This is a genomic window from Streptomyces sp. NPDC088124 (genome assembly GCF_040685895.1).
Taxonomy (GTDB): Bacteria; Actinomycetota; Actinomycetes; order Streptomycetales; family Streptomycetaceae; genus Streptomyces.
The window spans coordinates 1-26,029 of the sequence record NZ_JBFBJB010000094.1 but is presented as its reverse complement, the minus strand read 5'-3'; the positions used below and the strand labels follow the sequence as shown (position 1 = coordinate 26,029).

The following is a 26,029-nucleotide window of genomic DNA, read 5'->3' as shown; positions in this document are numbered from 1 at the left end:
CTCGGTCTGGAACAATCCGAAGTCTCTCTCCGCATCGGCTGCGTGAACTCCGTCGAGTCCCTCATTGCCATCTGACGGGCCGGTGAAGACATCGCCGATAGCCTCACCTGCGAAGCTTCGCCGGAACCACCATCGCTCTACCTCCGCCATGTGCCGGACCAAGCCAAGGAGGGTGAGGTTCGACGGCTCTACGGTCGTCCGCGCCAATTGGGCCGGCTCAAGCCCGGCGCACTTGGCCAGCAACGTTTCCCGGTGCCAGCTCAGCCAGCCCTCCAACATCTGACGCTCAGTTACGGTACCCAGGCCGCCTAGCTGCTTGGTGCGCTCGACCGGTGGCGCTGTCCATGTCATGGATCCACCCTGCACCGCCATCTGGGAGGGTTCAAGCAGGCAAAATGGCAGCGCGACCAAGCCGTCCTTTGTGATTACTGAGCGTAGAGAGCTCCATGATCACGTGGACCCGTGGCCGTTCTGATGCCTCCGCCACCTCCCAGGCGCCTATTGCCGGTCGGCCTAAGCGACCTTACGATCTCCGGCACGCGGGGATCTCGTTCTGGCTCTACTCCGGAGTGGACCCGGCCGAATGCGCCCGCCGCGCCGGCCAAAGCATCGAGGTTCTCTTCCGTCACTACGCCAAGTTCCTTGACGGCGTTCGAGAACAGGCGAACCGCCTCATCGAGCAGTCGATGCAGGAGTGGGGGCGTGTCAGCCAAGGCGAAGCAACCGAGGGCTGAAGCGTGGGTTTGGTCCGTGACTGGTCCGGAAGTACTGGTCAGGAGCGCTACAGGTGTGGGAGGAACTGGGAGTTAGCACGCAAGCCGGGCTCGGCCGAGAGCAAGCTGAGTGAAAGGCGCCTGACGGGTGAAAGACCAGGTCAGGCGCCTTCTTTCGTGCGCCTAGAAGAAGCCCAGCTTCTTCGGCGAGTACGACACCAGAAGATTCTTCGTCTGCTGGTAGTGGTCCAGCATCATCCGGTGGTTCTCACGGCCGATGCCCGACTGCTTGTAGCCGCCGAAGGCCGCGTGGGCCGGATAGGCGTGGTAGCAGTTCGTCCAGACGCGGCCCGCCTGGATCGAACGGCCCGCGCGGTACGCCGTGTTCATGTCGCGCGTCCAGACGCCCGCGCCGAGCCCGTACAGGGTGTCGTTCGCCGTTTTGATCGCGTCGTCGAAGTCGCTGAACGATGTCACCGCGAGGACGGGGCCGAAGATCTCCTCCTGGAAGATCCGCATGCGGTTGTGGCCCTCGAAGATCGTGGGCTGGACGTAGTAGCCGCCGGCCAGTTCGCCGTCGTACTCGATCCGTTCCCCGCCCGTCAGGACCTTCGCGCCCTCCTGGCGGCCGATGTCCAGGTACGAGAGGATCTTCTCCAGCTGGTCGTTGGAGGCCTGGGCGCCGATCATCGTGTCCGTGTCCAGCGGGTGGCCCGGCACGATCGCCTCCGTACGGGCGACTCCCGCTGCGAGGAACTCGCTGTAGTGCCCGTCCTGGATCAGGGCCCGCGAGGGGCAGGTGCACACCTCGCCCTGGTTCAGGGCGAACATCGTGAAGCCTTCCAGCGCCTTGTCGCGGAAGTCGTCGTCGGCGGCCCAGACGTCGTCGAAGAAGAGGTTCGGGCTCTTGCCGCCCAGCTCCAGGGTGACCGGCTTGATGTTCTCCGAGGCGTACTGCATGATCAGCCGGCCCGTCGTGGTCTCCCCGGTGAACGCGACCTTCGCCACGCGCGGGCTGGACGCCAGCGGCTTGCCCGCCTCGGCCCCGAAGCCGTTGACGATGTTGACGACACCCGGCGGCAGCAGATCGGCGACCAGGCTCATCCAGAGGTGGATCGAGGCCGGGGTCTGCTCGGCCGGTTTGATCACCACGGCGTTCCCCGCGGCCAGCGCCGGTGCCAGCTTCCACGTCGCCATGAGGATCGGGAAGTTCCACGGGATGATCTGCGCCACCACACCGAGCGGCTCGTGGAAGTGGTACGCGACCGTGTCGCCGTCGAGTTCGCTGAGCGTGCCCTCCTGGCCGCGCAACGCCCCCGCGAAGTAACGGAAGTGGTCGATCGCGAGCGGGATGTCCGCGGCGAGCGTCTCCCGTACCGGCTTGCCGTTCTCCCAGCTCTCCGCGACCGCCAGCTCCTCCAGATGGGCCTCCATCCGGTCGGCGATCCGGTTCAGCACGCCGGCCCGCTCCGTCGCCGAGGTCCTGGCCCAGCCGGGGGCCGCGCCGTGCGCCGCGTCCAGGGCGCGCTCCACGTCGTCGGCGGTGCCGCGGGCGATCTCGGTGAACGGGCGGCCGTTGACCGGGCTGGGGTTCTCGAAGTACTGGCCGCGGGCCGGCGGGACGTACGCGCCGCCGATCCAGTGGTCGTAGCGGGACTCGTACGAGACGATGGCGCCCTCGGTGCCGGGCGCTGCGTAACGGGTCATCTGTGGCCTCCCGGTTCTCCGGCGCCGCCCGCCGTTGGACGGCGCCCCTGCCGCACGCTAGGGACTCGTACGTTGCAAGCAGGTTGCCGCAGCCGAGGTCAGCCGGGGGCGGTTTGGCCGCTCTTGATCATGTCTGCACACTTCTCGCCGATCATCATCGTGGTGATACACGGATTGACGGCCGTGAGGAAGGGCATCACGGAGGCGTCCGCCACCCGCAGCCCGCGCACCCCCTTGACCCGCAGCCACGGATCGAGCGGCGACTCCGGGTCGCCCGGCGGGCCCATCCGGACCGTGCCCGCCGGGTGGTAGACCGTGTTGTGGGTGTCGCGGATGTACGCGAACAACTCCTCGTCGGAGCGCGCGCCCGGCCCCGGCGCCAGTTCGGCGCCGGTCCAGTCGGCCATCGGCGGCCGGGCGGTGATCTCCCGGGCGAGGCGGAGCCCGTGCGTCATCACTCGGATGTCGTGCTCGTGCGTGAAGTAGCGCGGGTCCACCTCGGGCTTGTCCCGGAAGTCGCGGGTACGGAGGCGGACCGTGCCCCGGGAGCGCGCCCTGGTCACGTTCGGGGTGAGGCAGAAGGCGTTCTCCGAGGTCGGATAGGAGCGCCGGAACGTGTTCATGTCGAACGGCACGGAGCCGTAGTGGAACATCAGGTCGGGCCGGTCGAGACCCGGTTCGGTGTCGGCGAAGATGCCGATCTCCCACCACTGGGTGGACGAGGTGACCATGGGCCGCTTCGCCTCCCACATGATCACGCCCTCCGGATGGTCCTGGAGGTGCGAGCCGACACCGGGGGAGTCCACCCGTACGTCCACGCCGGTGTCGCGCAGATGCCCCGCCGGGCCGATGCCTGACAGCATCAGCAGCTTCGGCGAGTCGATCGCCCCGCAGCACACGATCACCTCGCGCCGCGCCGTGGCCGCGCCCGTGTGGACCGTGTCGGGCTCCAGGTACTCGACGCCCGTGCACCGCCGGTCCTCGCCGAACGTCAGCCGCCGGGCCGTGAGCCCGGTCCTGATCTCCAGGTTCGGCCGTCTGCCGATCAGGGGGTGCAGATACGACACCGACGCCGAGGACCGCGTACCGTCCTCCCGCGCGTTGATCTGGAACCAGTGCGCGCCGCGTACCACCGTGCTCCCCGTGTTGAACGGTGTGACGGGGATGCCCGCCGCCGCGCACGCCTCCAGCAGGGCGCCGCCGCACGGGTCGTCCGGCGGGACGGTGCGGATGGTGACCGGGCCCGAGCGGCCGTGGTGGTCACCGGGCGCGTCGTTGGTCTCCAGCCGCCGGTACAGCGGGAAGCACTCCGCGGCGCTCCATCCCGTGCACCCCAGCGCCCCCCACTCGTCGAGGTCCTCGGCGGGCGCCCAGAAGGCGATGCACGAGTTGTGCGAGGAGCAGCCGCCGAGGACCTTGGCGCGGGCGTGCCGCAGGAAGCTGTTGCCGTTCTCCTGCGGCTCGACCGGATAGTCCCAGTCGTAACCGGACCCCAGCAGCGCCATCCACCGGTCGAGCCGCAGGACGCTCTCGTCACCGACGTCCGAGGGACCGGCCTCGATGACGCAGACGGTCACATCCGGGTCCTCGGTCAGCCGGGCGGCGACGACGGCTCCCGCCGTACCGCCGCCGACCACCACATAGTCGTACGGGTGCGCGGGGTTCTCCGGGGACATCGCTGCTCCAGGCTCGGGGAGGGACAGGGGCCATCGGGTCAGGGGGACCGGTGTGCTTCGAGTACGCCGGTGTGCCTGCGCCGGACGAACCAGTAGTAGGTGAAGCCGCCGATCGCGACGATGCCGACGAAGAGGAACGCGCCCCACTGCAGGTACCAGTGGTGCGGACCGGTCGCGTTGTACACCTCGGGCCGGGGCCAGGCCAGGTTGAGCGACATGGCGGCGCCCCACAGCACGGCGAGGACATTGACCGGCAGCCCGAGCCTGCCGAGCGAGAAGTGGCCCGCGGCGGGCCGCCATCTCCCGCGCACCCGGCTGACCAGCATGGGTGCGGTGACCATCAGATAGGCCAGGTAGATCATGATGATCGCGATGCTGGTGATCACCGAGAAGATCTGCGGCTGATTGATGTTGACCACCAGGATGACGACGGCGACGATCCCGATGAAGACGGCGGGCACCACCGGCGTCCCGAACCGGGGGCTGACCCGGGCGATCCATGAGGACGCCGGCAGACCGTTGTCCCGGGCCATCGCGAACGCCAGCCGGATACCGGCCGCGTGCACCGCCAGCGCGCACACCGTGATGGCGACGACCACACACCACAGCACGATCTGCCCGACGGTGGGGCCGAGCGTGGAGAGCACCACGTACTGCAGCCCGTCCACCGACAGGCTCGGGGACTGGAGATCCGGCACGGACAGCAGCGCGAACAGCAGGATCAGCCCGCCGATGAGGAACGACGCGATCAGCGCCCGCAGGATCGCGCGCGGCGCGTTGCGGCTGGGGTTGAGCGACTCCTCGCCCAGCGACGACGCCGTGTCGAATCCGTACATCACATACGCGGAGGCGAGCGAGGCGGTCAGGAAGGCGCCGAGGTAGCCGAGCGACTCGCCCGCGCCGTAGCTGTCGGTCCGCACGATCACGCCGGGGCCCCGGGTGATGTGCGCCGCCAGCAGGCCGATGAGGACGATGGCGGCGATCAGCTCGATCATCACCCCGGCCGAGTTGATCTGCGCCATCAGCTTGACACCGAAGGCGTTGACGAGGGTGGTGAAGGCGATCAGGACGGTGCCGAGCAGCACGGCGTTGGCCGCCGCGTCGGTCGGCCCGGTGCCGTTGCCGACGACCTGGAACACACTGGAGATCTGCGGCAGTGTGATCTGGTACGCGAGGGCCACCGCGGCGAGCGAGACCATCGTGGCCGTCGTCATCATCCACCCGCCCAGCCAGCCCAGATGCGGGCCGCCGAGCTTCTTCGACCAGTTGTAGACCGAACCCGCCACGGGGTAGCGGGCGGCCAGCTCGCAGAAGCACAGCGCCACCATGAGCTGGCCGAGGAAGACCATCGGCCACGACCACCAGTAGCCGGGGCCGGCGAACTTGACCCCGAAGTAGAAGAGCTGGAACGTTCCCGTCAGGATCGAGATGTAGCTGATCCCGGCCGCGAAGGTGTGGAAGTTGCCCAGTGTGCGCTTCAGTTCCGGCCGGTAGCCGAACGCCTTGAGCGAGTCGTCGTCGTCCTGACTCTGGATCTCGTCGGCCGTACGGGCCCCGGGCGCGGGATCCGCCGGCTCCTGTCCCGGCCCGTCGCTCATTCGAACCATCCCAGGGGCTTCGGGGAGAGATTGCGCCAGACGTGCTTGGCCTCCTGGTACTCGGCCAGCCCCGCCGGGCCCAGCTCACGGCCGAAGCCGGACTGCTTCATACCGCCCCACTCCGCCTGCGGCACGTACGGCTGGAAGTCGTTGATCCATACGGTGCCGGCGCGCAGCCGCGACGCCACCCGGTGCGCCCGGCCCACGTCCTGCGACCAGACCGCGCCGGCCAGCCCGTACACCGTGTCGTTGGCGAGCGCGACCGCCTCCTCCTCGTCACGGAACCGCTCGACGGTGAGCACGGGACCGAACGACTCGTCGCGGACCACCGACATGCCCGGCGCGCACTCGTCCAGCACGGTCGGCAGGTAGTAGAAGCCGTCGCGCAGCGCCGGGTCGTCGGGGCGGGCGCCGCCGCAGCGCAGCACCGCGCCGTCGGCGAGTCCGGCCGCCACGTACGCCTCGACCTTGGCGCGGTGCGCGGCGGAGATCAGGGGTCCCGTACGGGCGTGCTCGTCGAACGGGCCGCCCATCGGGATCGCCCGGGCCCGCTCCACCAGGTCCGTCACGAACCTGTCGTGCAGCTCCTCCTGGACCAGCAGCCGTGCCCCCGCCGAGCAGACCTGGCCCGAGTGGAGGAAGATCGCCGTCAGCGCGTAGTCGACGGCCGCCTCGTAGTCGGCGTCGGCGAAGACGATGTTGGGGTTCTTGCCGCCCAGCTCCAGGGCGATCTTCTTCACGGTCACCGCCGCGGCGGCCATGATGTGCCGTCCGGTCGCCAGGCCGCCGGTGAACGACACCATGTCGACCCGCGGATCCGTGCTGAGCGGCCCGCCCGCGGTCGGTCCGGCGCCCAGGACCAGGTTGGCGACCCCGCCGGGCAGCCCGGCCTCGGCCAGCAGCCGCATCAGCAGGACGGCGGTGTGCGGGGTCAGTTCGCTGGGCTTGAGGACGAAGGTGTTGCCGGCGCCGAGCGCGGGGGCGACCTTCCAGGAGGTCTGGAGCAGCGGATAGTTCCACGGTGTGATCAGCGCGCACACACCGACCGGCTCGTGCACCACCCGGCTGTCCACCGCCGGATCACCGGTGTCCACCACCCGGTCCGTGCCGCCCGCGGCCGTCAGATGGCCGAAGTAGCGGAAGCACTTGGCGATGTCGTCCATGTCGTACGCGCTCTCCACCAGCCGCTTCCCGGTGTCGAGGGACTCGGCCCGGGCGAGCGCCGCCTTGTCGCGTTCGAGGAGATCCGCGACGCGCAGCAGCAGTGAGCCCCGCTCGGCGGCCGGGGTGGCGGGCCAGGGGCCGCGGTCGAAGGCGTCCCGGGCGGCCGCGATGGCGGCTGCGGTGTCCGGCGGCCCGGCCTCGTCGACCGTGCCGACCAGAGTGCCGTCCGCGGGGCAGCGGATCTCCCGTACCTGCCCGCCGACGGCCGCGGTCCAGGTGCCGCCGATGAACAGCTCCGGCATGCGGGCTCCTCCGGTTCCGGTGAGGTACCCGGGGTGGTCCGGCGGGTCCGGCCGGCCACGCAGGGGGACTCTCTCCACCGACAGTAAGGAGATATGCCCGGTTTCGCCTGCGGGCGCGGCAGGGCGGTGGCGGTGGCGGGCAGGCCCCGGGGCTCCGACGCGGTGACGGAGCCCCGGGGCCAGGTGTCTCCCGTCAGGCGCGCCGTCGACGGGTCGGGCACGCTGCCACGCGTCAGGCGCGCCGTCGACGCGTCAAGCGCGCTGCCACGCGTCGAGTTCGCGGACGCGCGCCAGCGCCGCGGGGCGTTGCGGTACGGGGAGCGCGGCGGCCAGCGCCCGCCATACGGCCAGGTCGTCCTCGCCCCAGGGGCTGTACGCCCAGTCCGCCAGCAGCCCCGGGTCACCGCGGGCGATCAGCGCGGCCCGCACCTGGCCGGCCAGCCGCTCCCGCAGCCGTACGACCGAGGGCGCCCGTGACGCGGGCAGCAGCGGCCCGGCGTACGCGCTCATCGCGGCGGTCACCGCCCCCGAGGCCAGCCGCCGGGTCACCGTGTCGAAGTCCGCGTCGACCCGCGCCGCCAGCCGGTAGGGGCGGGAGCGCAGCATCCCCGGGCCGAGCAGCGCGCGCAGCCGGGAGAGTTCGGCGCGCAGGGTGACCGGGGTGACCGACTCGTCCTCGTACAGCTCCGGCAGCATCGCGTCCCCGGCGACGCCCTCCGGGCGGTGCCCGAGGAGCGTCAGGATCTCGCTGTGCCGCCGGCTGAGCCGGAGCTTCCGGCCGCCCGCCACGAGCAGCGCCTCGTCCCGGCCCAGCGAGGAGAGCCGTACGGAGTCGGCGGCGGGCGGCGGCGCGGCCAGCGCCAGCTGCGACTCGGCGGCCCGCGCGACCGCGCCGACGAACGCCAGGCTGTGCGGATGGGCCAGCCGGTCGCCGCCGGTGATGTCGACCGCGCCCAGCAGCCGCCCGCTGTACGGGTCGTGGACGGGCGCCGCCGCGCAGGTCCACGGGTGCACGGGACGCCGGAAGTGCTCGGCCGAGAAGACCTGCACCGGGCGGTCGACGGCGAGCGCCGTGCCCGGGGCGTTCGTACCGGTCACCGCCTCCGCCCAGCGCGCGCCGGGGACGAAGTTCATCCGGCCCGCCAGCCGCCGCGTCACCGAGTGGCCCTCGACCCAGAGCAGCCGGCCGTGCGCGTCGCACACCGCCATCAGATGCTCGCCGTCCAGGGCGTACGCACTCGTCAACTCGCGGATCACCGGCATCACCCGGGCGAGCGGATGTCCGTCCCGGTACGCGGCCAGCTCGTCGTCGGACAGTTCGACGGCCGCCGTGCCCTCCGGGCTGACCCGGGCCCGCGCCGACCGCCGCCAGGAGGCCGCCACCACGGACCGTACGGGCCGCTCCACCCGGCCCGCGGTCGCGAACGACTCGTACGCCCTGCGCAGCGCGCCACGGCGCTCGGCCGGGTCGGCGCCGGCTTCCAGCGCCACCCAGGTGTCGGACATCGCGGCCTCCCCGGTCGGATTCCACCGGACGTGACCATGGTGGCCCCGGCGGCCCGGTGCGGCAAGCGCCCTGCGCGGGCGGGGAGTTCCCCGCCCGCGCCCGCGTTCCCCTCGTCCGTGCGTGGCCCTCGCCTCAGCCGCCCGGGTGCCCGGACGGCGGTGGCGCGGTACCTTCCGGTGCGAACGCCTCCGCCAGCGCCGCCGCCGGATCGTGGTCCGCCGGTCCCGCCGGCGCCCAGCGGGACCGCTCCTTGCGGTACGGCCACCAGCGCCCGTCCCGTCCGTACCGCAGCTGGACCCCCGCGCCCGGCACGGTCCACCGGCCGTGGCCGACGGAGCGCAGCCCCGGCCGCTCCCCGTCCTCCCACGCCGCGTCGAGCGCCGCCACGGCCCGCGCCAGCGCCTCGGGCTCCGGGGTCCACTCCTCCTCCAGTACGGCGAGGGCGGCGGCGCCGCCGTACCGCCAGGCCCGTACCGCGAGGTCCAGCTCCGCCCGCGCCCGGCCGGTGCCGGTGGCCAGCCGCGCCGCGAACCGGTCGCCACCGCTCGCGGCGGCGAGCCGTACCCCGTCCTGGCCTGCGGTCGGCTCCGCCTCGTACGGCGCGAGGTGATGGTCCGGCTCCAGCGCCCCGGCGAGCAGCCGCAGGGCGCGCGCCGCCGCGTCGGCGGCCAGGAACTCCAGCGCGCCGGCGTCGATCCCGGCGGGCGGGGCGTCCTCCGTGTCGAGCGCCGGCGGCCGCCCGGGCCCGTCCGGCGGCTCCGGGGGAGCGGGCGGCGGAGGGACGAGGCCGGCCGCGGCGAAGGCGGCGACCGCGCAGACGCCGTCGGGAACGTCGGGCCCGTCCGCACCGTCGTCCTCGGCGCGCCGGCGCGTCCGCGCGGCCCGCGCCGCACTCCGTACCTGGAGTTCGTCCAGCAGCCCCCGCTCGCTCCTGCCGCGCATCAGCAACAGCAGGAACGGATCCTGGTCCAGCAGTCTCGCCACCTGATAACAGAGCGCCGCGGAGTGCGGACAGTGGTCCCACGCCTCACAGCCGCACTCCGCGTCCAGGTCGCCGATACCGGGCAGCAGCTCGATCCCGACGTCCGATGCGTCCTCCACCAGGTGCGGCGGCATCTCCCGGTCCAGCAGCGCCGCGATATGACCGGCCCGGTCGACCGCCATGTCCAGGAAGCGGTCCCACTCCTCGTCGCTCAGCCGCTGCAGCAGGACATCGCTGCGCAGCGCGGTGCCGTCCCGGTCCTGGACGACCGCGGTGATCCGGCCGGGCCGTACGGAGACCGCGCCGACCGCGCCCTCGCGGGCCGTCCGCCGCCCCTTCTTGAGCTGTTCGCCGTCGAGCGCCGTGTCCTCCAGCGCCTTCAGCCAGGCCTGGCCCCACCACGTGGCCGCGAAACCGCGGCCACGGGCCGGTGGGAGCGCGGCGAACGTCCGCTCGGTGCCGTCCGGTTCCGTACCGTTGCTCATCGGGCGCTCCCTCGCAGCTCCACCAGGTCCGCCAGTTCGGCGTCGGTCAGTTCGGTCAGCGCGGCCTCGCCGGCGCCCAGCACCGCGTCGGCCAGCCGCTGCTTGCGGGCGAGCAGCTCCGCGATGCGGTCCTCGATCGTGCCCTCGGTGATCATCCGGTGGACCTGTACCGGCCGGTGCTGGCCGATCCGGTAGGCACGGTCCGTCGCCTGCGCCTCGACGGCCGGGTTCCACCAGCGGTCGAAGTGCACGACATGTTCGGCGCGGGTCAGGTTGAGCCCGGTGCCCGCCGCCTTCAGCGACAGCAGGAACACCGGTACCTCGCCGTTCTGGAAGCGGTCCACCATCGCCTCGCGCTCCGGGACGGGAGTTCCGCCGTGCAGGAACTGCGTCGGCACGCCGCGCGCCGCGAGATGGGATTCCAGCAGCCGCGCCATCCGCACGTACTGGGTGAAGACCAGGACGCTCGCGCCCTCCGCCAGGATCGTGTCGAGCAGTTCGTCCAGCAGCTCCAGCTTCCCGGAGCGGTCCGCGAGGCGCGGCCGTTCCTCCTTCAGATACTGCGCGGGGTGGTTGCAGATCTGTTTGAGCGAGGTCAGCAGGGTGACGATCATTCCGCGCCGCTCCATGCCGTCCGCCGCCGAGATCGCCGCGAGGGTCTCCCGTACCACCGCTTCGTACAGCCCGGTCTGCTCCGTTGTCAGGGAGACCGCCCGGTCCGTCTCGGTCTTGGGCGGCAGCTCGGGCGCGATGCCCGGGTCGGACTTGCGGCGGCGCAGCAGGAACGGGCGGACCAGCGCCGCCAGCCGCTCGGCCGCGGCCGGGTCGTCGCCGCTCTCGACCGAGTGCGCGTAGCGGGTGCGGAAGGTGCCGAGGCGGCCGAGGAGTCCGGGGGTCGTCCAGTCGAGGATCGCCCACAGCTCGGAGAGGTTGTTCTCCACGGGGGTGCCGGAGAGCGCGACCCTGGCCCGTCCCCCGAGAACGCGGAGCTGCTTGGCGGTGGCCGAGTACGGGTTCTTGACGTGCTGTGCCTCGTCGGCGACGACCAGCCCCCAGTCCGTCCCGGCGAGCAGCCCGGCGTCCAGCCGCATCGTGCCGTACGTCGTGAGGACGAACTCCCCGTCCGCCAGGCCGTCCAGCGCGCGGCCGGCGCCGTGGAAGCGGCGTACGGGAGTGCCGGGGGCGAACCGCTCGATCTCCCGCTGCCAGTTGCCCATCAGCGAGGCCGGACAGACGACCAGGGTGGGGCCGGCGGCCGACGGGTCGGTCCCCCGGTGCAGATGGAGGGCGATGAGCGTGATGGTCTTGCCGAGACCCATGTCGTCGGCGAGACAGCCGCCGAGACCGAGTGAGGTCATCCGGTGCAGCCAGTCGAGCCCGCGCACCTGGTAGTCGCGCAGGGTCGCGGCGAGCGCCGCGGGCTGGCCGATCGCGGGCTCGGCCGCGGCCGGGTCGGCGATCCGGTCGCGGAGCGCGGCGAGCCATCCCGCCGCCCGCACCTCGACCCGGCGGCCCGCGACCTCCGTGGAGCCGGTCAGGACGGCTTCGAGCGCGTCGACCGGGGTGAGCTTACGGTCCTGGCTCTCCCGGGCGCGCCTGACCTCCGCCGGGTCGACGAGCACCCACTGGTCGCGCAGCCGCACGAGGGGGCGGCTCGCCTCGGCGAGGCGGTCGAGATCGGCCCGGTCGATCCGCTGATCGCCCAGCGCGAAGTGCCAGTCGAAGGAGAGCAGCGCGTCGGCGGAGAGAAAAGAGGGCAGCGCGCCGCCCGCGCGTCCGTCCGGGCCCGGCCCGCCGGTTCCGCTCGTTCCGTCTGTTCCGTTGGTTCCGTCGTACGGTCCGATGACGGCGCGCGCCGTCAGTGACCGGGCCAGTTCCCTGGGCCAGTGCACCTCGACGCCGGCCTGGGCGAGCGCCCCCGACGCCTCGCCCAGCAACTCGGCGACCTCCTCGTCCGCGAGGTCCAGCGCGTCGGGCGCGGCGGCGGAGAGCAGCGGGGCGAGCGCCGGCCAGGCGCGGGCGGCGCGGCGCAGGGTGAGCAGGGCGTCCATCCGGGCGCGTGGGGCGAAGCCCGTACCCGCGGCGCCGGACCACACTTCGGCCGCGTCGGCGACGACCGCGGGGTCGCTGACGCTGTGCATCTGCAGCACGGCGCGGAAGACGGCCCCGGCCCCCGCGGCCGGGGCGGGGCCGGCGGGCGGGAGGCCGACGGAACCGGGTGGAGCGTCCGGGGCCGGGAGTTCGGGCAGGCCGGACAGTTCCACACGGAGCGAGATCCGTACGCCCGCGTCGTGCCCGGCGGCCACATCGGCGGCCCATCCGCGCAGTTGGGGAAAGCGGAGCGGTTCCGGCGTGGCGGACGCGGACGCGGGGTCGGTGGATGCGGCGAAGGCGGCACTTCCGGCGACGACGGGCGCGGCGGGTGTCCGCGGGAGTGTGTCCGCGACCGCGTTCAGGAAGTCCCTCAACAGCCCTTCCCGGGCGGGGAGCAGAAGCGTCCCGGGCTCCTGCGCGGTGGCCCCGGAGGCGGCGGCGCCGGGCGCGGCGGGCGGGGGGACGGAGCGCAGGGGGACGGAGTGCGCGGTCGGCGGCATCGTCGCCGCGAGCGCCCGTACCCGCTCCAGGTCCGGAGCGGTGAGCGGACCGACACGCCAGCCGTCGTGGTCCGACGCGGTGAGGCCGGGCAGCAGCAGCCCGCGGGCGACGAGTTGCAGGGCGTGCAGGGCGGCCGAGCCCCAGAACGCGGCCGACGGCGACACGCCGGGCGCGGTGCGGCACCGGGTCAGCGAGGGGAGCGCGTCGGCGAGGGGCACCAGCAGGGCCGTGACCGTGACGAGGCGGCCACCGGCGTCGACGACGGCCAGTTCCTCCGGCGAGCCGGGAGCGGCCGACGGCGCCGTGCCGTCGGCGTGCCAGTAGGCGATCCGGCCGGCCCTGGGCGGGTCCGAGGGAAGGAAGACGGTGGAACAGCGGGCGAGTTCGGTGGTCCGGGAGAGCGTTGCCGCGGGAAGCCTGTGCACAGCGAAGACGCATTCCTCAAATTTGACTACTGCGGGTCGGAGCCGCCGAGAGTACCCCACCCGAGCCGTCGTGCGGCGCCGTCACGGCCATGACCTGGCTCACCCCGCGCGCGGTCCGGGTGTACTCAGCACCACCCCCGCCCCGGGAAACCCCCGGCTCGTTCCGGGGGGTGGCGCCATGGTCCGGGTATCTCGCAGCGCCGTACGTTTCATGAGGCCGAGCGCGGTGCGCGCGAACCCTTCGGTACCCGCCTCCTCCGCTTCCGACGGCGCTCGCACTTCCACCTCCGTCTCCGCTGTCACATCCGTCCCCCCTCGCGCGTCCGTTGCTGCTCCTGCTCCCGATCACGTCCCTGCCCCGTTCCTGCCCCGCCCCGTCCCGTGCCCATCTCGGCCGACAGACCGGAGACCGACATGCCCCGAGCCGCCGCACCCCTCGCCGCCCCCGCCGCGGAGCCCATAACCGCCCGCGCGCCCCGCGCGAGCGGCAGTGACTTCGCGCCCCTCCTGAGGACGGTGAGGGAACAGGGGCTTCTGGAGCGTCGCGCCGCCTGGTACGCCCGGGGAATCACCGTCAACCTCCTCCTGCTGGCCGCGATCGTCGCCGGACTGGTCCTCGTCGGCCCCTCCTGGTGGGCGCTGCTCCTGGCGCCGCCGCTGGCCCTCGTCTCCGCGCGGATGGCGTTCGTCGCGCATGACGCCGGGCACTCGCAGATCACCGCCGACCGGCGGAGGAGCCGCCTCATCCAGCTCGTGCACGCCAACCTCCTGCTCGGTATGAGCCAGGAATGGTGGAACGACAAACACAACCGGCACCACGCCAACCCCAACCACATCGACAAGGACCCGGACGTCGCCGCCGACATCCTCGTCTTCACCCAGCACCAGACCGCGGGGCGCTCGGGGCTGCGCGGCTGGCTCACCCGCCACCAGGCCTGGCTGTTCTTCCCCCTGACCACCCTTGAGGGCATCGCCCTCAAGGTCTACGGCTTCCAGGCCGTCCTCTCGCGGAAGGAGCGCGTGCCGGCCCGGCGCAGGGCGACGGAGGGCCTGCTGCTCCTGGCCCATGTCGTCGGCTACGTCACGCTGCTGCTGACCACGCTCACCGTCGGGCAGGCCGTGGTCTTCGCGGTGATCAACCAGATGCTCCTCGGGCTGCACCTCGGGATGGCCTTCGCGCCCAACCACAAGGGCATGGAGATGCCGGACCCGGAGAACTGCGCGGACTGGGGCCATCTGCGCCGCCAGGTCCTCACCTCGCGCAACATCCGCGGCGGCCATGTCACGGACTGGTTCCTCGGCGGGCTGAACTACCAGATCGAACACCACCTCTTCCCCAGCATGCCCCGCCCCCATCTGCGACTGGCGCAGCCGCTGGTGCGCGCGCACTGCCGGAGGCTGAGGGTCCCGTACACCGAGACCGGACTGGTCGAGTCGTACCGCCAGGCGCTCGGCCACCTGCACGACGTCGGCGAACCGCTGCGCGCGGGCGCATAGTGGAACTGGCGGAAGACCGCGTGCGTTCAATGAGCAGAGAGCGGCCACGCCGCGAAGGAGGCGTCGAGATGTCGACAAGCGCGAAGATCGCCATTGGGGGAGTGGCCGTTGGCCTTCTTCTGATGCCGTTGATCGGATTCTGGTTCTCGCTGCTGGTGGTGATAGGTGTGCCGACAGCCGCGTATCTGATGCTGGACCCGTCGCAGCGCCGCAGGCTGCGCAGGATCAGCCGCAAGGAGCTGGGCCGCTGAGCGGCGGGCCGTAGTGCGTACGGCGGGGGCCGGGAGCCGGAGCACGCCGGTCCGGCTCCCGCACGCAGGGTGCCCGTGCAAGGCGCCCGTACACGGTGCCCGTGCGGGTGCCGCGCGTGGGCGCCCGCTCCCGGTCGCTGCTCACGAGCCCGATCCGCGTACGCGTTTCCGGTTCCGTCGGCGGACCGCTTAGGCTCGTCGGCTGTGCAGATCAACACCGTGGCCTTCGACCACCCCGACGCCGTCAAGCTCAGCGACCAGGTGCAGGCGGAGTACCGCGAGCGCTTCGGCCACGACGACACGACGCTGCTGCACCCGTCGTACTTCGACCCGCCGCTGGGCCTGTTCCTCGTCGCATACCGGGACGGCTCGCCCGTCGGTTCCGGGGGCTGGCGGTCCCAGGACGCCGCGGCCGAGGGGTACGAGGGCGGGGACGCGGAGGTGAAGCGGATGTTCGTCGTCCCCGAGGCGCGCGGGCGCGGGCTGGCCCGACGGATCCTGACCGAGCTGGAGGGGAGCGCGCGGGCCGCGGGCCGGGTGCGGATGGTCCTGGAGACCGGCGACGTGCTCCCCGAGGCCGTCGGGCTCTACTTGTCGAGCGGCTACGTGCCGACCACGGGCTTCGGCGTCTACCGCCACCATCCGGACAGCCGGTTCCTCCAGAAGCCCCTGTGACCCGCCGCCGCACCGGCCTCAGGCCGGGCGTACGGCGATCCCGTCGAGCGCGGTGAGCAGCCCCGGCAGTTCGGAGCCGCGCCCGACCGGCAGCACCTCGCCCGGCTCCTCGTCCAGCAGCACGAACGCCATGTCGTCGGTCCTGGCCACGAAGGACCAGCCGGGGCCGTCGGCGCGCAGCGTCCGCGCCTCGTCGGGAGCGAAACCGGACCGGACCCGGCCGAGCGGCGGCGCCGTACCGGCGTCCACGTAGGCGCGCAGCTCCGCCAGGGCACGCACCACCCCCGGATGCGAGAGCGTCGGCGTATCGCCGCTTCCGGGGGCCGTGGCCGCCTCGGGGCTTTCGGCCGCCTCGGGTGCCTCACCGGCCGCGGGGGCGGCGCCGCCGGTGGGATCGGCAGGTTCCTCGGCGTTCCCGGCGTCCTCGAACTGTTCCCGCCACGAGGCCCATTGGAGCGCGACCTCGTCCGCCCCGAGGCGCCGCTGCGCGGGGCCCCACGCCGTGGTGTCGGGCGGCGAGAGAGGCAGCCGTACGGCGCTCGCCCCGGCCCCGGAGTCCTCGGCGGCTTCCGGTTCCGGGTCGTGCGGGGCGGGCACGCCCGGTGCCGAGACGGCCAGGGCCATGGGCCAGCCGGGCAGCGCGGAGACGACGGTACGTTCGTCCGGCGACAGGTCGTAGGCCATCCCGCAGTCCCAGGACGCGATCGCGACGGCGACCAGCGAGACGTCGTCCACCACCACCGTCCACCGGGCGCCCGCGCCGTCCTGCCCCATGACCAGGCCGTACCCGCCGGGGTACGGCTCCAGTCCGAGCGCGGCGCACGCCTGCGCGTAGTCGTCGCCCAGCACCGCCGGAAACCGCGCGGGGGTCAGCAGCGCGGCGGTCAGCACGAACAGCGCGTCGTCCTCCACGGGGTCGTCCGTCGCGACCACGGCACCTCCTCATCCCGACGGCCTGCCGCCCAGGCGGCCTGTCGGCGCACCCTAACCAGTCGGTAACCCGGGCGTCGAGAGGCAGGACGACACGGTCCTCAAGCGAGCCTTACGCAGGCCTTGAACGATCCTTACGCGGCAGGCAGGCCCAGCAGGCTACGGGCCACGGCCCGCGGCGACTCGTCCCGCTCGCGGGCCAGCGCGATCACCGCCCGGCAGGCCAGCTCGTTGACACCGAAGGAGAGAGCCTCGGGCGAGACCCAGCCCGCCGCCTCGTCGATCTGCTGCTGGTCGTCCTCCGCGCACGCGGAGACATAGGTGGCGGCGGCCTCGAAAAGGTTGTGCTGCCGCGGCCGGGGACGGTTCACGGCCGGTGCGGCGACACCGTCCGACACGAGGATTCTGCGCAGTCTGCTGAACATCGGGTCCACCTTCCCTGCTGCCTGGCACGGTGCGGACCGCACGGCTGAGCGGGCCACCCTTCCAACGTACGGTCGCGCGGGCCTGGGCAGAAGAGGCCCTGCGCCGGGCGCGGGGCTCCGGCGCCCGGGCCCGTGTACGCGCGCCCGGGCCCGTGTAAAACGCGCGCCCGGGTCCGCCCGGGCCCGTCAGCCGGTGCGTACCGCCAGCGCCAGGAAACGCGTGTCCTCGTCCGTGTACGACTCCATACGCCAGCCGGAACCGGCCAGCAGGGGGCGCAGCCGGTGCTCGGCACGCAGGTCGTCCTCGGTGATCCGGCGGCCCTGCCGGGCGGCGAGCGGGGCCCGGCCGATGGGGTGGAACAGCGCCAGCCTGCCGCCGGGCCGCACCGCCCGGGCCAGCTCCCGCAGATTCTCCTGCGGCCGGGGCAGATGCGCGATCAGGCCCGCGCCGAACACCGCGTCCAGCGCCCGCGAGCGCACCGGCAGCCGCGCCACATCGGTGAGCAGGAGCTGTCCGGCGCGGTGCCGCCCGGCCCGAGCGGCCGCCGCCAGCATCTCCGGCGTCAGATCGGCGCCCAGCACCGTGCCGGTCCCGCCCACGGCGTCCCGCAGGGGCGGCAGCGCCCGCCCCGTTCCGCACCCGGCGTCCAGGACCGTGTCGCCGGGGCGCAGTCCGAGTGCCGCGACGGCGGCCGTGTAGGCGGGGCCGTCGTCGGGGAAGCGGGCGTCCCACGCAGCCGCCCGCGCGCCGAAGAATTCCCGTACATGTGTGTGGTCATGGGCCATGGCGCCATGATCCCCCAGTGCCGCGCCGTGTGGGCCGGCGGTTCAGTCCGTGAGGCCGGCGTACGCCACGGCCTTCTCGACCCGTACGCGGACCAGTAGTTCGCCCGGTACGCCGTTGCGCCTGCCGAACTCCTCGGCGCGCTCCTCGCCCATGTAACGCGCGGCGATGCGCGTCGCCCAGTGGAGCAGCCGCCCGGGATCCTCGTCCAGTTCGGCGCGGCCCTGGACCGTCACGAAGCCGAACGGCGGCCGTTCGTCGTCCACGCAGAGCGCGAGGCGCCCGTCCCGCCGCAGATTGCGGCCCTTCACGGTCTCCTTGCCCGTGTTGAAGACCAGCTCGTCCCCGTCGAGGACGAACCAGACCGGTGCGATGTGCGGGGATCCGTCGGCCCGTACGGTGGACAGCTTGCCGGTGCGTGTGCCCTCGGAGACGAAGGCGTGCCACTCGTCCTTGCTCATGTTTGTCGCCATGGCCATATCTTCCTGCGCGGGGTGATGCGGCGCGATGTGACGCACCGACGCCTTGTTGTCCCGGCTTGTCCCGGCCTCCGCTTGCCCGGAGGCGGCCGGTGCGGAAGGCTACGGGCGGCGGGGGGACATGGGGAACATCTGCACGGGGAGGGACGGCAATGCCACTTGAAAAGGGACTTGACTGGTTGCTGGACGACCTGACCGAACGGGTCGAGCACATCAAGCACGCGCTGGTGCTCTCGAACGACGGTCTGGTGACGGGGGCCAGTACGGGACTGGAGCGCGAGGACGCGGAACACCTCGCCGCGGTCTCCTCGGGGCTGCACAGTCTCGCGCGGGGGTCGGGACGCCACTTCCGGGCGGGCAGGGCGCGGCAGACCATGGTCGAGTTCGACGAGGCCTTGCTCTTCGTCACCGCGGCGGGCGACGGCAGTTGCCTCTGTGTGCTGACCGCGGCCGAGGCGGATGTGGGCCAGGTCGCCTACGAGATGACCCTGCTCGTCAACCGGGTCGGGGAGCACCTGGGCGTCGCGGCGAGACAGCCCGACCACACCACGCTGAGCGGCCTCTGACCAGCTTTTCCGACCGGCTGCCGGAGTTGTCCACAGGCTGGGCGGGAAGGGCCGTCGACGCGCTACGGTCGTCACCGAGAGTAGTCATCACTCACGGGGAGGACGATCATGTCCATCAGCGGGACGCGGACCCATGTCCGGACCGGACACGACGGCGGCGGAGCCGCGGCGAGGACCGGAGGCGCGGTCCGGACCACGGCCGGGGGAGCGACAGGATTCCGGGCCGGGGCGGGACTCGGGGCCGGGGCGGGACTCGGGGACGGGGCCGGGGCCGAGTCCGAGGCGGCGGAGACCGGGGCCGGGGCGGTCGGTTTCATCCGGGCCGCGCGGGAACTGGAGCTGAAGCGCGGAGAGTTCGAGCTCGCGACGCAGCTCGGACACATCCGCACCGAGGCCGGGAAGGCGGGCGGCCGACGGCAGGTCAGGCGGGAGGAGATCGAGCGGCTGCGGGCGCTCGACGGGTTCCCGGACTCGCTGCGCGAGCGGGTACGGACCGTGGGCACGGCCGACGGAGCCGCGTTGCTTTCCGTCAGTCCGGGCCGGTTCACCCGGCTGGCCAAGGCGGGATTCATCGCACCGGTGCACTTCTACCTCAACCGCTACCGCACGGTGGTGTGGCTGTATCTCGCCGATGATCTGGGGTCGTTCGCCTCCTGGGAGCCGTGGCTGCGCACCGGACGGCTGCCGCGGGGGCTCTGCGCCGGGGTGGACGAGGGCGACGACCGGCGTCCGCGCAACTGGCGGGGCCGGCGTATCGGCCATCTTCTGCACGAGAGCGAGGACCCCTGGGAGCGGGCGGCCATCGCGGGGTGTGTGCTCGACGCGGCCCATCTCGCCGAGTTGGTGCCCGACGTGTACGAACGCGCCTATCTGAACCGGCTGGCGCCGGTCCTCTTCCGCGCGTTTCCGGAATCCGAGGCGGCACGGTCGACGGTGGGGCGGCTCCTGCTGGCGGATCACCCGGAGGAGATCCGCTGGCACAGCACCAGTCTGGGGACCTTCCTGGAGGAGGCGAGGCGGGTGCGCCCGGCGCCACGGGCCGAGGAGTCCACCACGCGTACGGAAGGGGTCGGTCCGCCATTCGGCGGTCCGCTCGGCGGCCTGCTGACCCGGCTGCGGCTCGGGCGGGACCGGTCGCCGACGCCCGCTGTCCCCGAGGGGAGCGGGGAGTGAGCGCGGCGGGTGGACGCGGGCGGACGGGGCGGAATCACCCGGACGGGGCGGGGAGTTCGGCCACGTGGCCACCCGTACGGCTCACGAACGGGGGTGACGGTCCGTGGTGGGCCGGTCGGCCGGGGCCGTGACGACAGCGCGTTCCGGGGAAAAGGCACCCCAGTTTCCGTCGGGCAGCTTCGCGCGGAGTTTCACCCGAAAGGTCTCGCCCGCCGTCCTGCCCGCGTAGACGCTGTAGGTCGCCCTGCCGCGGGGGGCCTCGGCGCCCCAGACCAGCGTCGTCGCGAACTTCCCGTTCAGATGGATCTGGTACTCGGGCACCTCGCCGCCGGTCCGCGGCGCGAGCCAGGACAGGTCGATGTAGTACCCGCCGTCGGCGGCCCGCGTCATGGCCCGCAGGCCGGTCGGCGCGGTGTCGGGATCGTCCCCCGGGCCGTGCGGCGTGGTGATCTCGACGGTGCGGCTGGCGGGCGAGGTGTTGTCCGCCGCGTCCCGGGCGACCACGGTGAAGCGGTAGTGGGTGCCCGGCCGCAGCCGGGTGATCCGGGCCGAGGTCGCGTCGGCTCCGACGCTGTGGATCCTGGAGCCGCCCTGGTGGATGTCGTACGAGACGACGCCCTGCCCGTCCGGGGCCCGGTCCCAGGCGATCCGGGCCGCGCGGGCGCCGTCGCTCCCGCCCCGCACCCCGTCGGGGCGGGCGGGCGGATTCCGGTCCTCGGTGACGGCCGCGGGCGTGTCGACGGACACGGCCGCGCTGTGCGGCGAGACGGTGCCGTCGGCGCCCCTGGCGCGGACGGTGAAGGTGTGGCGGCTCGACGGGGCGAGCCCGGTGACGTCGGTCATGTTCGTGCCGGCGGGGACGTCCTTGACCTTCCTCCCGCCGCGGTAGACGTCGTACCCGGTGACGTCGTCCCCCGAAGGGGCCGGGCGCCACATGACATGGGCGGACGTGGCGCTGCCGACCTGGACGGTGACGCCGGCGGGGGCCACGGGCGCCGCCGCCCGTTCGTCGTCCGCGCCGCACGCGGTCGTCGCGAGGAGGGTCGCGGTCGCGAGGCCGAGCGTGGTGACGGCGCGGAACCTGGTCATGGCCGTGTCCTTCACCCTGGGGGTAATGGTCTAGACATATATGACACAGGTGTCGGGTTCACATCAAGAGGGAGAGGCGCATGAAGAGGGCCGAAGGCCGGGAGCGGTCGCAGCGGGGGGCACGCGAAAGGCGTGCGGGAGAAAGGAGTTCCGGGCGCCGCCCTTCCCCGGCGGGGGCGGGGTGGGCGGCGGGTGCCGGTTCCGCGGGGGCCGGATCAGCCGGTGCGGCGGACGAGCTGGGTGTTCAGTTCGTACCGGGCGCCGACGACGGCCAGCTTGCCCTCGGCCACCTTGGCCGCGAGGTCGGGCTCGGCGGCGAGACGGGCGCGGACCATCTCCACGTTCGAGGTCACGGTGGCATCGACGCGCGCGGTGCCGTGCTGCGTGTGGTCGATCGCGGGGCGGATCTGGTCGGCCAGGTACTGGATGTGGGCAGGGAGTTCCTCGCCCGTCTCCTCCGCCTCGACCGCCGCGGCGACGGCGCCGCAGGACTGGTGCCCGAGGACCAGGACCAGCGGGATGCCCAGTTCGAGCACGCCGTAGCTGATGCTGCCGAGAACGGCCTCGTCCAGCACCTCGCCGGCCGAGCGTACGGTCATCAGGTCACCGAGGCCCTGGTCGAAGACCAGCTCGGGCGGGACCCGCGAGTCTATGCAGCCGAGGATGAGGGCGAAGGGGTGCTGGCCCGAGACGAGTTCGGTGCGCACGGCCTGCGTCTCGTCCGGGTGCTGCTGCCGGAAGGTCCGCCAGCGCCGGTTCCCCGCGGCGAGTTCGGCCAGTGCCTCGTCGGCGGTGGCGGGCCGTCGGCGCGTGGGGTGGGCGGCCTGCGCGGCGACGGCGGAGGGTGCGGTGAGGGCCACACTCGCGGTGGCGGCGCTCCCCGCGAGAGCCGCGCGCAGCACGGTGCGGCGTGGTGTGCGGGAAGTGGTGGTCGGTCTCTGGAGGTGCTTGGTCAATATCACCGCCGGAGACTAACCGTGACAGCCTTGGCCATTGCTTTTCACGGAGAAATTGTTGACGCATTCTTGAATCAAGCACGCGGTGTACACAGGGGATTGGGCGTGGGGACCCTGCACGTTCACCGCCCGGTCGGGTGGCCGCGGAGCGCTCCGGCGGCGGGCTGTGGTTCCATGGTCCGGGTGAACCGACAGACTATGCCAGCGGCCGATGACATCCCGATGTGCGATGTCCGGCGACGCGACGTGGGTGACCTCGACGAATGCGTGAGTGTGCTCGCCGAGGTGCACAAGGTCGACGGCTACCCGGTGAACTGGCCCGCGCTGCCCGCCGATTGGCTGGCACCACCCGAGCAGCTCGCCGCCTGGGTGGCCGAACTCGACGGTCGGATCGTCGGCCATCTCGCGCTCTCCCCGCCCGTCGAGGGGGACGCGGCGCCCGTGCTGTGGGGCGAACGCACGGGCGCGTCCCTCGGCGAAGTCGCCGTGGTGACCCGTCTGTTCGTTTCTCCGGACGCCCGAGGCCACGGCATCGGAGCCCTCCTGATGTCCCAGGCGTTACGGGAGGCCGGCGCACGCGGACTGCACCCCGTCCTGGACGTCGTTGCCGCCGACACGGGCTCGGTGGCCTTCTACGAACACCTGGGATGGACCCTGTTGGACATCGCCGAGCAGCGCTGGAGCCAGGAGCAGACGGTCACCGTCCACTGCTACGCGGCCCCGGTCAGGTCCACGCGTCCGGCGTCGCGTCACCCCTGATCCGCGCGTGCGGGCACCTGCCGTGCCGCCCGTCGGAACGCGCGGCACACCGGCACGGCAGGCGCCCTGGAACGTGAGCACGGCCGTGCTCCGGGGCGGCGTCCGGGAGAAGCGGGCCGCCGGTCCCGCCGCGACCGTGGCTACGTGCCGCCGCCTGGCGGCTTCCCATTCTCCAGGCGGCGGGTGGAGCTGCGTACCACCAGTTCGGGCTGGAGCACGACCGAGCGGTGCGTATGGTGCTGCGCGTCCGGCCCCGTCTCGTCCATCAGCATCTCCGCGGCCGCCCGCCCCATCGCGTCCGCGGGCTGCCGTACCGACGTCAGCGGGACGACCGCCGCCGCGGCGAACTCGATGTCGTCGTAGCCGACGATCGACACGTCGCCGGGGACGTCCACCCCGGCCCCGTACATGGCCTGGAGCACGCCCAGCGCGAGCAGGTCGTTGGCGCAGAACACGGCCGTCGGACGCTCGGCGAGGCCCAGCAGCCGCGCCCCCGCGTCGATGCCCGAGGCAACGTCCAGCCGAGCCGACTCCACATGGCGCAGCGCCTCTTCCGGCAGCCCGGCCTCACGCAGGGCCGCCAGCGCGCCGGTTCGCCGGTCCCGGCACTGGGGGAGTGACATCGGGCCGCTGATGTACGTCACGGACCGATGGCCGGCGGCCAGCAGATGCCCCACGGCGAGCGCGCCGCCCGTCACGTCGTCCACCGAGACGGAACACCCCTCGGAGGCGGGTACCGCCCGGTCGACATGGACGAACGGAATGTCCCGGCGCGCGAACTCCCGTACGTTGTGGCCCGTCGCGTCCGCCGGGGTGAGCAGCACACCGCGCACCCGCTGTTCGGCGAAGAGCGACAGGTACTCCGCCTCTTCGGCCGTGCTGCCCGCGCTGTTGCAGAGCATCACCCCGAGGCCGGTCTCGCGTGCCGCGCGCTCGGCCCCCTTGGCGATGGCCACGAAGAACGGGTTCGCCATGTCGAGCACGAGGATCGCCAGGATCCGGCTGGTCCCCACCCGGAGCTGCCGGGCCGTCTCGCTGCGGACGAAGCCGAGCTGGTCTATGACCGCCCGGACCCGTACACGGGTGGGTTCGGACACCTTCTCGGGACGGTTGAGCACATTCGAGACGGTGCCGACCGAGACACCGGCCAGCCGGGCCACGTCCTTGATGCCGACCGTCTGCGCCACGCGTCCTGCCCGTTCTGTCACATTTCGTTGATACCCCTGACCGGGTGGACCATCATATCGGGGGGCAGGAGCCCGGCTACGTGCCGCGTACACCCGAATCGCCCAACGCGTCGCTCCGCGGCGGCGCTGGACGAGACGGCGCGCCCGTGAGGCGCGTGGGGCCCAGGGTCTGTCGTCGTCAGCGCCGTGCCCCCGCGTCCGCGATCAGCGCGGCGGCCCGGTCCCACGCCGACCGGCCGGCCCGGTCGGCGGACGGCTCGTGACGGCGCGGCTCCAGCGTCGCGCGCAGCAGCGCGCGCAGATCGGGAAGACCGCCGTCGACGGCGCCCGCAGCGCGCGCCTGGACCAGTACGTTGCCGAGCGCCGCGGCTTCCGCGGGGCCCGCGACGACGGGCAGCCCGCAGGCGTCCGCGGTGAGTCGGCACAGCAGCGTGTTGTGGGCCCCGCCGCCCACGATGTGCACCGTGTCCACGGAACGGCCGGACAGCCGCTGCGCGTCCTCGATCGCGCGCCGGTGCGCCAGCGCCAGCGAGTCCAGCACACACCGGGCCGTCCCGGCCGGGCCCTCGGGCTCCGGTACGCCGATGCGGCGGCAGGCGTCCGCGATCCGCCGAGGCATCTCCCCGGGCGCCAGGAACGCCGGGTCGTCCGCGTCGACGAACGACCGCAGCCCCGGCACCTCGGCCGCCTCGGCCAGCAGCCGGTCCAGCCGCTGGGGGGTGCCCTCGGCCTCCCAGGTGCGCAGGCACTCCTGGAGCAGCCAGAGCCCCATGATGTTGCGCAGATAACGGACGGTGCCGTCCACACCCAGCTCATTGGTGAAGTTGGCCCGCCGGCTCTCCTCCGTCAGTACGGGGGCGTCCAGCTCCAGACCGGCCAGCGACCAGGTGCCGGTGGCGACGTAGGCGAACCGGTCGCCGGAGGCGGGCACCGCCGCGACGGCCGACGCCGTGTCGTGCGAGCCGACGGCCGTCACCGGTACCGGACCGCTCAGCCCGGTCTCGGCCAGCACCTCGGGCAGCAGCGTCCCGGCCGGCGTGCCGGGCGCCCGCAGGGCGGGGAACAGGGCGAGGTCGATCCCCAGCGGCTCGGCGACGGACCGGGCCCAGTCCCGCGTCCGGGGATCGATGAGCTGTGTCGTGGAGGCGTTGGTCAGCTCCGTACCGGCCTCGCCGGTGAGCCAGTAGGCGATGAGGTCGGGGATGAGCAGCAGCCGTTCCGCGGCGGCCAGCGCCGTACTGCCTCGCGCCGCGGTGAGCTGGTACAGGGTGTTGAACGGCAGGTACTGCAGGCCCGTCGCCCCGTACAGCTCGGCGGGCGGCAGCACCGCGGCGACCTTCCCGGCCTCGCCCTCGGTACGGGCGTCCCGGTAGTGCACGGGGTTGCCGAGCAGCGCGCCGGACGCGTCGAGCAGCCCGTAGTCGACGGCCCAGGTGTCGATGCCGACGCTCGCGGGCGCCCGCCCCGCCGCCGTCCCCGCGGCCCTGAGGCCGTCCAGCACTCCGGCGTACAGGGACAGGATGTCCCAGTGCAGGGTGCCGGAGATCCGCACCGGACGGTTGGGGAACCGGTGGACCTCCTCAAGACGCAGGGTGCCGGCGCCCCGGCCGGAGGCATGGCCGACCATGACACGGCCGCTGGAGGCACCGAGGTCGACGGCGGCGAAGGGAAGCGGTTCGGTGGGTGACACGGCGGACCTCGGGAATGACACGGCCGGCCCCGGCGAACGAGGACGAAGGAGACCAGCGAGCGGAAGGACGGGGCGGAACGGTGGGAGCGGGCGGAACGGGGTCGGGAGCGGGGAGCGCGGACCGCGGGGCGGGAAGCGCGGGCCCGGGGCTGCCGTCAGGGACAGGCCCCGGGACCGCGCGGCTTCCCGATGCCCCTGCCGGCGTGCTGTGCCGTGGGGGCGAACAGGGAACCTCGTAAGCAGGGCCTGGGGCGTGTTTCGAAAGTCCCGCCTGGCTCGCGACGCCTGGCACGCACGCTCGCTGCGTTGTCGGAGTCGCCCACGTACGGCCAGGCCATCGAGGGCGCCGATCCTCCGCCTTGCGATCGCGCTCGGCGTCCACAGGACGAATCAATGTGCCGAGACGGAGCGAGC

At 72.9% G+C, this 26,029-nt stretch carries 23 protein-coding genes; 7 read left to right on the top strand and 16 right to left on the bottom strand.

Annotation, left to right across the window (positions count from 1 at the left end; all coding sequences use genetic code 11):
• Window positions 1–351 (bottom strand): DUF664 domain-containing protein (locus AB0P17_RS41315; protein ID WP_365819935.1); only part of this gene is annotated, 351 nt, incomplete at its 3' end.
• A gap of 95 nt (window positions 352–446) precedes the next feature.
• Here AB0P17_RS41315 and AB0P17_RS41310 point away from each other — a divergent pair.
• Window positions 447–734 (top strand): hypothetical protein, encoded by a 288-nt coding sequence (locus AB0P17_RS41310; protein WP_365819931.1) that lies wholly within the window; start codon window positions 447–449, stop codon window positions 732–734.
• Window positions 735–896: 162 nt separating this feature from the next.
• Here AB0P17_RS41310 and AB0P17_RS41305 read toward each other — a convergent pair whose 3' ends face one another.
• The 7 genes from AB0P17_RS41305 to AB0P17_RS41275 form a co-directional block, all read right to left on the bottom strand.
• Complete coding sequence (locus AB0P17_RS41305) at window positions 897–2,420, bottom strand: aldehyde dehydrogenase family protein (protein WP_365819929.1); 1,524 nt, start codon at window positions 2,418–2,420, stop codon at window positions 897–899.
• Between the two features lie 98 nt (window positions 2,421–2,518).
• Window positions 2,519–4,096, bottom strand: coding sequence for a GMC family oxidoreductase N-terminal domain-containing protein (locus tag AB0P17_RS41300; RefSeq protein WP_365819927.1), 1,578 nt, complete (start codon window positions 4,094–4,096; stop codon window positions 2,519–2,521).
• 38 nt (window positions 4,097–4,134) lie between these two features.
• Window positions 4,135–5,703, bottom strand: coding sequence for an amino acid permease (locus AB0P17_RS41295; RefSeq protein WP_365819925.1), 1,569 nt, complete (start codon window positions 5,701–5,703; stop codon window positions 4,135–4,137).
• The gene (locus tag AB0P17_RS41290; protein WP_365819923.1) at window positions 5,691–7,160 is read right to left on the bottom strand and encodes an aldehyde dehydrogenase family protein; all 1,470 of its coding nucleotides are present in this window, start codon (window positions 7,158–7,160) and stop codon (window positions 5,691–5,693) included. Before AB0P17_RS41290 ends, AB0P17_RS41295 begins: the two co-directional genes overlap by 13 nt.
• A 252-nt stretch (window positions 7,161–7,412) precedes the next feature.
• On the bottom strand, window positions 7,413–8,666 hold the full coding sequence (locus AB0P17_RS41285) for a GAF domain-containing protein (RefSeq protein ID WP_365819921.1): 1,254 nt from the start codon (window positions 8,664–8,666) through the stop codon (window positions 7,413–7,415).
• Window positions 8,667–8,799: 133 nt separating this feature from the next.
• The gene (locus AB0P17_RS41280) at window positions 8,800–10,134 is read right to left on the bottom strand and encodes an SWF or SNF family helicase (protein ID WP_365819919.1); all 1,335 of its coding nucleotides are present in this window, start codon (window positions 10,132–10,134) and stop codon (window positions 8,800–8,802) included.
• Window positions 10,131–13,154: a DEAD/DEAH box helicase gene (locus AB0P17_RS41275; protein ID WP_365819917.1), complete on the bottom strand. Its 3,024-nt coding sequence runs from the start codon at window positions 13,152–13,154 to the stop codon at window positions 10,131–10,133. The genes AB0P17_RS41280 and AB0P17_RS41275 overlap by 4 nt, the downstream gene beginning before the upstream one ends.
• 414 nt (window positions 13,155–13,568) lie before the next feature.
• Here AB0P17_RS41275 and AB0P17_RS41270 point away from each other — a divergent pair, with 414 nt between their 5' ends.
• The 3 genes from AB0P17_RS41270 (at window position 13,569) to AB0P17_RS41260 (ending at window position 15,577) form a co-directional block, all read left to right on the top strand.
• Window positions 13,569–14,651 (top strand): acyl-CoA desaturase, encoded by a 1,083-nt coding sequence (locus AB0P17_RS41270; RefSeq protein WP_365819915.1) that lies wholly within the window; start codon window positions 13,569–13,571, stop codon window positions 14,649–14,651.
• 68 nt (window positions 14,652–14,719) lie between these two features.
• Complete coding sequence (locus AB0P17_RS41265; RefSeq protein ID WP_329822718.1) at window positions 14,720–14,902, top strand: hypothetical protein; 183 nt, start codon at window positions 14,720–14,722, stop codon at window positions 14,900–14,902.
• 204 nt (window positions 14,903–15,106) lie between these two features.
• The gene (locus AB0P17_RS41260) at window positions 15,107–15,577 is read left to right on the top strand and encodes a GNAT family N-acetyltransferase (protein WP_365819912.1); all 471 of its coding nucleotides are present in this window, start codon (window positions 15,107–15,109) and stop codon (window positions 15,575–15,577) included.
• An 18-nt stretch (window positions 15,578–15,595) separates the two neighbouring features.
• Here AB0P17_RS41260 and AB0P17_RS41255 read toward each other — a convergent pair whose 3' ends face one another.
• From AB0P17_RS41255 to AB0P17_RS41240, 4 genes are all read right to left on the bottom strand, one after another.
• Window positions 15,596–16,510 (bottom strand): hypothetical protein, encoded by a 915-nt coding sequence (locus tag AB0P17_RS41255; protein WP_365819910.1) that lies wholly within the window; start codon window positions 16,508–16,510, stop codon window positions 15,596–15,598.
• Window positions 16,511–16,641: 131 nt separating this feature from the next.
• Complete coding sequence (locus tag AB0P17_RS41250) at window positions 16,642–16,932, bottom strand: hypothetical protein (RefSeq protein ID WP_365819908.1); 291 nt, start codon at window positions 16,930–16,932, stop codon at window positions 16,642–16,644.
• A 186-nt stretch (window positions 16,933–17,118) separates the two neighbouring features.
• Window positions 17,119–17,718 (bottom strand): methyltransferase domain-containing protein, encoded by a 600-nt coding sequence (locus tag AB0P17_RS41245; protein WP_365819906.1) that lies wholly within the window; start codon window positions 17,716–17,718, stop codon window positions 17,119–17,121.
• A 42-nt stretch (window positions 17,719–17,760) separates the two neighbouring features.
• Window positions 17,761–18,189, bottom strand: a complete 429-nt coding sequence (locus AB0P17_RS41240; protein WP_365819904.1) for a PPOX class F420-dependent oxidoreductase — start codon at window positions 18,187–18,189, stop codon at window positions 17,761–17,763.
• Window positions 18,190–18,347: 158 nt separating this feature from the next.
• Between AB0P17_RS41240 and AB0P17_RS41235 the strand changes: the two genes are divergently transcribed.
• Complete coding sequence (locus AB0P17_RS41235; RefSeq protein ID WP_365819902.1) at window positions 18,348–18,761, top strand: roadblock/LC7 domain-containing protein; 414 nt, start codon at window positions 18,348–18,350, stop codon at window positions 18,759–18,761.
• A gap of 108 nt (window positions 18,762–18,869) precedes the next feature.
• Complete coding sequence (locus AB0P17_RS41230) at window positions 18,870–19,934, top strand: DUF6397 family protein (RefSeq protein WP_365819900.1); 1,065 nt, start codon at window positions 18,870–18,872, stop codon at window positions 19,932–19,934.
• An 81-nt stretch (window positions 19,935–20,015) separates the two neighbouring features.
• On the opposite strand, the gene AB0P17_RS41225 is transcribed toward AB0P17_RS41230, so the two are convergent.
• Window positions 20,016–21,023, bottom strand: a complete 1,008-nt coding sequence (locus tag AB0P17_RS41225; RefSeq protein ID WP_365819898.1) for a fibronectin type III domain-containing protein — start codon at window positions 21,021–21,023, stop codon at window positions 20,016–20,018.
• A 215-nt stretch (window positions 21,024–21,238) separates the two neighbouring features.
• Window positions 21,239–21,985 (bottom strand): carbonic anhydrase, encoded by a 747-nt coding sequence (locus AB0P17_RS41220; RefSeq protein WP_365819896.1) that lies wholly within the window; start codon window positions 21,983–21,985, stop codon window positions 21,239–21,241.
• 192 nt (window positions 21,986–22,177) lie between these two features.
• On the opposite strand from AB0P17_RS41220, the gene AB0P17_RS41215 reads away from it, so the two are divergent.
• Window positions 22,178–22,738, top strand: a complete 561-nt coding sequence (locus AB0P17_RS41215) for a GNAT family N-acetyltransferase (RefSeq protein ID WP_365819894.1) — start codon at window positions 22,178–22,180, stop codon at window positions 22,736–22,738.
• 140 nt (window positions 22,739–22,878) lie between these two features.
• On the opposite strand, the gene AB0P17_RS41210 is transcribed toward AB0P17_RS41215, so the two are convergent.
• Together AB0P17_RS41210 and AB0P17_RS41205 are read right to left on the bottom strand one after the other, a co-directional pair.
• Window positions 22,879–23,925 (bottom strand): LacI family DNA-binding transcriptional regulator, encoded by a 1,047-nt coding sequence (locus AB0P17_RS41210; protein ID WP_365819933.1) that lies wholly within the window; start codon window positions 23,923–23,925, stop codon window positions 22,879–22,881.
• Window positions 23,926–24,103: 178 nt separating this feature from the next.
• The gene (locus tag AB0P17_RS41205) at window positions 24,104–25,615 is read right to left on the bottom strand and encodes a rhamnulokinase family protein (protein WP_365819892.1); all 1,512 of its coding nucleotides are present in this window, start codon (window positions 25,613–25,615) and stop codon (window positions 24,104–24,106) included.
• Window positions 25,616–26,029 lie beyond the last annotated feature (414 nt).

Bases quoted from the DNA above. Each gene is read 5' to 3' on its own strand.
- AB0P17_RS41265 (WP_329822718.1), top strand. From the start codon at position 14,720: ATGTCGACAAGCGCGAAGATCGCCATTGGGGGAGTGGCCGTTGGCCTT.
- AB0P17_RS41295 (WP_365819925.1), bottom strand. From the start codon at position 5,703: ATGGTTCGAATGAGCGACGGGCCGGGACAGGAGCCGGCGGATCCCGCG.
- AB0P17_RS41235 (WP_365819902.1), top strand. From the start codon at position 18,348: ATGCCACTTGAAAAGGGACTTGACTGGTTGCTGGACGACCTGACCGAA.
- AB0P17_RS41285 (WP_365819921.1), bottom strand. From the start codon at position 8,666: ATGTCCGACACCTGGGTGGCGCTGGAAGCCGGCGCCGACCCGGCCGAG.
- AB0P17_RS41305 (WP_365819929.1), bottom strand. From the start codon at position 2,420: ATGACCCGTTACGCAGCGCCCGGCACCGAGGGCGCCATCGTCTCGTAC.
- AB0P17_RS41290 (WP_365819923.1), bottom strand. From the start codon at position 7,160: ATGCCGGAGCTGTTCATCGGCGGCACCTGGACCGCGGCCGTCGGCGGG.
- AB0P17_RS41240 (WP_365819904.1), bottom strand. From the start codon at position 18,189: ATGGCGACAAACATGAGCAAGGACGAGTGGCACGCCTTCGTCTCCGAG.
- AB0P17_RS41280 (WP_365819919.1), bottom strand. From the start codon at position 10,134: ATGAGCAACGGTACGGAACCGGACGGCACCGAGCGGACGTTCGCCGCG.
- AB0P17_RS41270 (WP_365819915.1), top strand. From the start codon at position 13,569: ATGCCCCGAGCCGCCGCACCCCTCGCCGCCCCCGCCGCGGAGCCCATA.
- AB0P17_RS41230 (WP_365819900.1), top strand. From the start codon at position 18,870: ATGTCCATCAGCGGGACGCGGACCCATGTCCGGACCGGACACGACGGC.
- AB0P17_RS41300 (WP_365819927.1), bottom strand. From the start codon at position 4,096: ATGTCCCCGGAGAACCCCGCGCACCCGTACGACTATGTGGTGGTCGGC.
- AB0P17_RS41215 (WP_365819894.1), top strand. From the start codon at position 22,178: ATGCCAGCGGCCGATGACATCCCGATGTGCGATGTCCGGCGACGCGAC.
- AB0P17_RS41310 (WP_365819931.1), top strand. From the start codon at position 447: ATGATCACGTGGACCCGTGGCCGTTCTGATGCCTCCGCCACCTCCCAG.
- AB0P17_RS41245 (WP_365819906.1), bottom strand. From the start codon at position 17,718: ATGGCCCATGACCACACACATGTACGGGAATTCTTCGGCGCGCGGGCG.
- AB0P17_RS41250 (WP_365819908.1), bottom strand. From the start codon at position 16,932: ATGTTCAGCAGACTGCGCAGAATCCTCGTGTCGGACGGTGTCGCCGCA.
- AB0P17_RS41225 (WP_365819898.1), bottom strand. From the start codon at position 21,023: ATGACCAGGTTCCGCGCCGTCACCACGCTCGGCCTCGCGACCGCGACC.